Origin of the sequence: Lentzea kentuckyensis, assembly GCF_002150765.1 — a bacterium.
GTDB classification, from domain to species: Bacteria; Actinomycetota; Actinomycetes; order Mycobacteriales; family Pseudonocardiaceae; genus Lentzea; species Lentzea kentuckyensis.
Genome location: NZ_MUYM01000065.1, coordinates 41,110 through 47,386, shown reverse-complemented (window position 1 = coordinate 47,386; position 6,277 = coordinate 41,110). Strand labels below are relative to the sequence as shown.

7 protein-coding genes are annotated in these 6,277 nt (G+C 68.3%); 5 read left to right on the top strand and 2 right to left on the bottom strand.

What is annotated here, in order from left to right; genetic code table 11:
• Positions 1-17: 17 nt before the first annotated feature.
• Entirely contained in the window at positions 18-443 is a 426-nt protein-coding gene (locus tag B0F77_RS29130) for a hypothetical protein (protein WP_086666197.1), read from the bottom strand.
• Positions 444-607: 164 nt separating this feature from the next.
• Here B0F77_RS29130 and ccrA point away from each other — a divergent pair, with 164 nt between their 5' ends.
• The 5 genes from ccrA (at position 608) to B0F77_RS29105 (ending at position 5,558) form a co-directional block, all read left to right on the top strand.
• On the top strand, positions 608-1,954 hold the full coding sequence (gene ccrA / locus B0F77_RS29125) for a crotonyl-CoA carboxylase/reductase (RefSeq protein WP_086666196.1): 1,347 nt from the start codon (positions 608-610) through the stop codon (positions 1,952-1,954).
• Positions 1,951-2,949 (top strand): 3-oxoacyl-ACP synthase III family protein, encoded by a 999-nt coding sequence (locus B0F77_RS29120; protein WP_245848791.1) that lies wholly within the window; start codon positions 1,951-1,953, stop codon positions 2,947-2,949. Before ccrA ends, B0F77_RS29120 begins: the two co-directional genes overlap by 4 nt.
• Positions 2,937-3,797: a 3-hydroxybutyryl-CoA dehydrogenase gene (locus tag B0F77_RS29115; RefSeq protein ID WP_086666195.1), complete on the top strand. Its 861-nt coding sequence runs from the start codon at positions 2,937-2,939 to the stop codon at positions 3,795-3,797. Before B0F77_RS29120 ends, B0F77_RS29115 begins: the two co-directional genes overlap by 13 nt.
• A gap of 94 nt (positions 3,798-3,891) precedes the next feature.
• Positions 3,892-4,311 carry an allene oxide cyclase barrel-like domain-containing protein gene (locus B0F77_RS29110; protein WP_086666194.1) on the top strand — a complete coding sequence of 140 codons (420 nt, stop codon included), beginning with the start codon at positions 3,892-3,894 and terminating at the stop codon, positions 4,309-4,311.
• A gap of 398 nt (positions 4,312-4,709) precedes the next feature.
• A complete protein-coding gene (locus B0F77_RS29105; RefSeq protein WP_086666193.1) occupies positions 4,710-5,558 on the top strand; it encodes an AfsR/SARP family transcriptional regulator in 849 nt (282 codons plus the stop codon).
• Here the strand turns inward: B0F77_RS29105 and B0F77_RS29100 are convergent.
• On the bottom strand, positions 5,497-6,267 hold the full coding sequence (locus tag B0F77_RS29100; protein WP_086666192.1) for a maleylpyruvate isomerase N-terminal domain-containing protein: 771 nt from the start codon (positions 6,265-6,267) through the stop codon (positions 5,497-5,499). The genes B0F77_RS29105 and B0F77_RS29100 overlap by 62 nt on opposite strands.
• Positions 6,268-6,277 lie beyond the last annotated feature (10 nt).

Here is a 6,277-nt window from a genome sequence, read left to right as displayed (position 1 = left end):
GGCAACCCGACAAAGCACTAGAAGTCCATGACTCCCGCGCGGGTCACGAAGTTCGCGCCGCCCTTGAAGATCCGCACGTTGAAGCGCGTGCCGTCCTTCACGTCGGTCGCGATGTTGACCCAGCTCCCGCCGCCGGGGACGGAGGTCTGGTAGTTGCACGCCGACGTGTGGTTCACGAAGATCACGCACGCCTTGTAGCTGGTGCCGTTGGTCGACCTGAGGTTGATGTCGTTGCACTGCGAGGTGGTGGTGTAGGTGCCCAGGTCGATGTACGCCTCGGTCTCGAAGTACAGGCTGAACGACGCCGAGCAGGGCGCGGCCCGGCACCCGGCGGCCGCGTTGATCGATCCGCCCTCTGCCGACGCGGCCTGGGCCGGGGCGAACGACCCGAGGGCGCCCAGCAGCGCGAGCGCGGGCAAGACCCTGGTGACTGTCCTGTGCATCTGGATTCCTCCCTGTTCCAGTGGTGCTGGAGGAATCCTGGGCAGGGCCGGTTTCACAGTCGCACCACCGCGCCGGCCAATGCCCGTTTAAGAGTGCTGTTAGAACGGACTCCTAGCGTCGCCCGCAGACCATCCGACGGAATCGGTCCCGGGGAGGGGCGACGGTGGGCTTGTTGACTGAAGCGCTGGTGGACGGCGCGGTGGCGGAGGAGATCGAGCGGCTGCCGTTGCCGGAGGACTACCTGGCCGCGCACCTGCGGGCCGAGGACGCCGGGATGTTCAGCGGGGTCGTGGACAAGGACGTGCGCAAGTCCCTGCGGGTCGGCCGCGTGCCGCTGCCCGAGCTCGCGCCGGACGAGGTGCTGGTCGCGGTGATGGCGAGCGCGATCAACTACAACACGGTGTGGTCGGCGATGTTCGAACCTGTGCCGACGTTCCGGTTTCTGGCGCAGTTCGCGAAACAGGGCGGCTGGGCGAGCCGGCACGACCTGCCGCACCAGGTCGTGGGCTCCGACGGCGCCGGGATCGTCGTGCGGGTCGGCAGCGGGGTGCGGCGCTGGCGGGCCGGTGACCACGTGGTGATCAGCCCGGCCTACGTCGACGACCAGGAGCCGGGAACGCACGAGGACGGCATGTTCGGCGCCGAGCAGCGGGCGTGGGGGTTCGAGACCAACTTCGGCGGGCTGGCCGAGTTCGCCGTGGCCAGGGCGAGTCAGCTGATCCCCAAGCCCGGCGTGCTGACCTGGGAGGAGGCCGCCTCCACCACGCTGTGCGCCGGAACCGCGTACCGGATGCTGGTGAGCGACCGCGGCGCCCGGCTCAAGCAGGGCGACGTGGTGCTGATCTGGGGCGCCGCGGGCGGGCTCGGCGGGTACGCGGTCCAGTTCGTCAAGAACGGCGGGGGAATCCCGGTCGGCGTGGTCAGCTCCGAGGAGAAGGCCGAGGCGGTGCGCCGGCTCGGCTGCGACGTCGTGGTGAACCGCGCGGAGATCGGGCTGACCGGCGACCCGTCCGGCGACCCGAGCCAGGTGATCGACATCGGCAAGCGGCTCGGCTCCCTCATCCGCCGGCGGGTGGGGCGCGACCCGGACATCGTGTTCGAGCACGTCGGCAAGGCGACCTTCGGCATCTCGGTGTTCGTGGCGCGGCGCGGCGGCGTGGTGGTCACGTGCGGTTCGAGCAGCGGGTACCAGCACGTCTACGACAACAGGTACCTGTGGATGAAGCTCAAACGGGTGATCGGGAGCCACGTGGCGAACCTGCGGGAGGCGTGGGACTGCACCAGGCTGATCGAGTCCGGCCGGATCGTCCCGACCGTGTCGGCGGTCCACCCGCTCGCCGAGGTCGGCGAGGCGTGCCGGGTCGTGCAGACCAACCAGAACATCGGCAAGGTCGCCGTGCTGTGCCTCGCGCCGCGTCCCGGGCTGGGCGTCACCGACGAGCAGGGACGTGCCCGGATCGGCGCCGCGCGGTTGAACCCGTTGCGGAACGACTTCTCCGGGGAGCGGTGAGCGCGGTGGAGGCCATCGGGATTCTCGGCACCGGCTCGTACCTGCCCGAGCGGGTGGTGTCCAACGAGGACGTCCACGCGCTGGTGCCGGACGCGCCACCGGAGTGGATCGAGCGCAAGACCGCGATCCTCGGCAGGCGTTACGCGGCGGACGGTGAAGCCACGTCGGACCTCGCGGCGGCGGCGGCGCTCAGGGCGCTGGAGAGGGCCGGCGTCGGCGCGGGCCGGATCGACTACCTCGTCCTGTCCACCTCGACCGGCGACTCACCGCAGCCACCGACGTCGTGCGTGGTGCAGCAGCTGATCGGCGCGCAGTCCGCTGCCTGCTTCGACATCAACGTCGTGTGCGCCGGTTTCGTGTACGGACTGGAGCTGGCGCGCAGTCTCGTCGCCGTCAACCCGGGAAGCCTCGCGCTGGTCGTGGCCGCCGACCTGTACTCGCGGATCCTCGACTACGGCGACCGCAGGACGTCCGTGCTGCTCGGTGACGGCGCCGGCGCGGCGGTCGTCGGCGCGGTTCCGGCCGGGCGCGGGATCATCCGCAGCGATCTGAGCAGCCGCGGTGACGCACAGGAGCTGATCAAGGTGAAGGCGGGCGGCAGCAGGGTGCCCACGACGGTGCGCACAGTCGAGGCCGGCGAGCACTTCTTCACCATGAACGGCCGCGGTGTGCGCGACTTCGTCATGACGAATGTCCCGCCCGCGTTGGAGAAACTGCTCGCCGGTTCGGGTGTGGACGCGTCCGACGTCGACTGCTTCGTGCCGCACCAGGCGAACGGCGTGCTGCTCGACGAACTCGTGTCGCGGTGCGGTCTCGCGCACACGCACACCCACCGCGTCCTCGAGAGGTACGGCAACATCGGCAGCGCCTCGGTGGCGGTCGCGCTGGACGACGCCGTCGAGTCCGGCGCGGTCACCGACGGCGATCTCGTGCTGCTGGCCGCTTTCGGGGGCGGGATGTCGCTCGGCGCCAGCCTGGTGCGGTGGTCGGCGTGATCCGGCGGGTGGGTGTGGTCGGCTGCGGGCTGATGGGCGCCGGTCTCGCGGCGGTCTGCGCGCGCAACGGGGCCGAGGTGACGGTGGTGGCGTCGACGGAGTCCGGGCTGGAGCGCGGCCGGGAACGGGTGGCCAGGCTGCTCGGCCGGGCCGCGGCGAAGGGCGAGCTCAGCGGGTCCGAAGTGGACTCGATCACGGCCGGGATGGTCTGGGGCACCGATCTGAAGTTGTTGCGCGACAGCCAGCTCGTCGTGGAGATGGTGCCCGAGACCCTGCCGGGCAAGCTCGAGGTGCTCGGCGTGCTCGACGCCGTCGTGGAGGACGAGGACGCCGTGCTCGCGTCCGGCACGTCGTCGATCCCCATCATGAGGCTGGCCGGCGCCACCGCGAACCCAGGTCGCGTCCTCGGCCTGCACTTCTTCAACCCCGTGCACGTCATGCCGCTGGTCGAGCTGATCGGCTCGCTGCACACCGAGCAGGCGGCCCTCGACCGCGCGCGGTCCTACGTCACCGACGTGCTCGGCAAGCAGGTGATCCACAGCCAGGACCGGCCGGGATTCGTGGTGAACGCCCTGCTGGTGCCGTACCTGCTGGCGGCGGTGCGGATGGTGCAGGCGGGGACCGCCTCGGCGGAGGACGTCGACAAGGCCATGACGCTGGGCTGCGGTCATCCCATGGGGCCGCTCGCGCTGATCGACATGATCGGCCTGGACACCATCGTGTCCATCGGCGAGGCGCTCTACGCCGAGCACCGGGAGTCCCACTACGCGCCACCGTCGTTGCTGCGCCGCATGACCGAGGCCGGCCTGCTGGGCCGCAAGAGCGGTCGCGGGTTTTACGGCTACTGAACCCCGGCGGGTGCGGCGCGGTCGTCACTTTAGATCCACTTAAGCGCCGGTGACTACTTTCGGTTACCGCTTGGTCACGAGGAAGGGAACGCGCGTGCGACTGGACAACCTGAGGGAAGTCATCCACACGGCGGTCAAGTACGAGGAGCGGCCCGGCGTCGGGCACAGCGTGCACTTCCGCGACGAGCTGTACGACGAGGACGGTCAGCTCGTCGGCACCACGGAGGGACTGGCCGTGGTGTTCTCGCATCAGTCGGAAGGCCACCTGATGCAGCTGGTCAGTGCCGTGGACACGTTCCCGGACGGCACCGTGCACTGGACCGGCCAGTACGACCAGGAACCGGTCGAGGAGGAGCACTCCGTGGTCGCGATCGGCAGCAGCGGCCGCTATGTCGGCATGGTGGGGCGCCGGTCGTGGCGCATGGTCGAACGACCGGACGAGCTCACCACCATCGCCGCCTCCAGTCTGGTCCTGGAGCCGATCGGTGAGGTGGCCGCGCCGGCGTCGACCTGATCCGGATTCGGGCGGGCGCTAAATCTTCAGCAGCCTTACAGGCTGCGCAATTCGGTCAATCTGGCACTCGTGTCGATCCTCCGGCCCGTCCGGGTGATCGGCACGAGGCTTTTTTGTGTGAGTCCGGGCAGATCGCGCCGTTTTGCTAATCCGCTTGGATTTGGGATCACTTGTGTGGGTGATGGGATCCTGCAATAATCGGTTGGGTCAAGATCGCAACACCATGACGTGTCGGCATGAGCCGTGCTTGGGGGTGGTAGGGATCAGATGATTATGCGCTGGGTGTACGAGTGCAATCTGATCAACGGGGATCTTTCTGTGTGGCACCCAGGTTACCGATCATGAGGCAGGTTGGATGAAGTGGGTTGAGTGACTGAAGCAAGTGTTGGGGGGCTTTCTTGCGTTACGAGATTCTGGGGCCGCTGCGCATTGTCGATGACAACGGTCCGCACTCCATAGCCGCCAAGAAGATGCAAGCCGCTCTGGCTCTCATGCTGATCCTGCACGACCAGGTCGTGTCCACCGAGAGGCTCATCTACGAGATCTGGCGCGACCGGCCCCCTCGCCGGTCGATGGCCGGGATCCACGTCTACGTCTCGCACCTCCGCAAACTGCTGGCCAGGCCGTCTGACCAGGCCGAATGCGGGAACCGGAACCGGATCGTCACCACGTCCTCCGGCTACATGCTCCGGCTCGGCTGTGACGCCGTCGACTTCGAGGACTTCCGGGCGGGCGTCGAAGCCGGCAAGGAACATTACCGGGCACATCGGCACCAGGAGGCGATGGCGAGCTTCGACGACGCGCTCCGATTATGGCGAGGTACCGTACTCGACGAGATCCGGGAGGGTCCGGTGGTCAACGGATTCGTCGTCCGGCACGAGGAAATGCGCCTCGAGTGCATTGAGCTGTTGCTCTCGTCGGCGTTGTCACTGGGGAAGCATCGGGAGATTGTCGGATATTTGTACTCTCTTGTGCAGGATCATCCTTTGCATGAGGACTTCTACCAGAAACTGATGTTCGCGTTGTATCGCTCTGGTCGCAGGGCTGATGCTTTGAGGGTATATCAGTCGGCGCGGGACACGCTCAGGTCCGAACTCGGTCTGGAGCCGTCCCGGCCACTGCGGCAGTTGCACCAGAAGATTCTGGTGGCCGATTCCTGGGAGGCGGCCACCAGGCGCGACACCGTCAGCAGAAAGCTGACAGTTCGGTCCACCTCCGGGCGAGCTTGCGATCGCCGGTCACGCTGACGACCGGTTCGCCGAGCCTGCCCCAGACGAACAGCAGCAGATCATCTGCCCGCTCGGCGGCGACGGTGGCGTCGGCCGCACGCCCGGCGTCATCGTCCTCGCGCCGCCACTCGTAGCCCTTCCTGGTCAGGGTGATCAGCCACCGGCTCTCCGGGCTGACGAGCCGCAGGGTCTCACCCCTGCCGCGCAGCATCGAGATGCGCGGCGAGTAGTCCGCGGCGTAGGGCAGGATCTGCAGGAACTCCTCGGTGCCGTCGATCGTGACGTCCACGTCGAAGGACGGCACGCAACCGAGCGTGAGCTCCACGTCGGCGCGGTGGATGGCCGTGTTGTAGTACGCCCGCCGCGCCCAGAACCGGACCGTCTGCTCGTACCCCCAGGACCAGAGCGGGCGATCCGGGTCGGCCGCCCGCAGCGCCCGGAGCAACTCGTGGCCGCTGTCGATCATCCAGTCCACGTAGCCGTCCGGTGTGGACGGACCGGTCAGGTCGACGTCGCGGAACCCGACGACGCGCCGCGCCCGGTTGCGGATCATCGGCTCGATCCAGCGGAACATCTCCCCGGTCTGCCGGATGACGTCGGCCAGCGACCAGCCGGGGCAGGTCGGCGCGGGCTGGGCGAGGTCGGCGCCCGCGGCGGCCGTGGCGAGGCCGGTGATCTCCTCCTCCATCAGGTCGCAGTACCGGGCGGCGGTCCAGTTCTCGTTCACGTCTGTCCTT

Bases quoted from the DNA above. Each gene is read 5' to 3' on its own strand.
- B0F77_RS29130 (WP_086666197.1), bottom strand. From the start codon at position 443: ATGCACAGGACAGTCACCAGGGTCTTGCCCGCGCTCGCGCTGCTGGGC.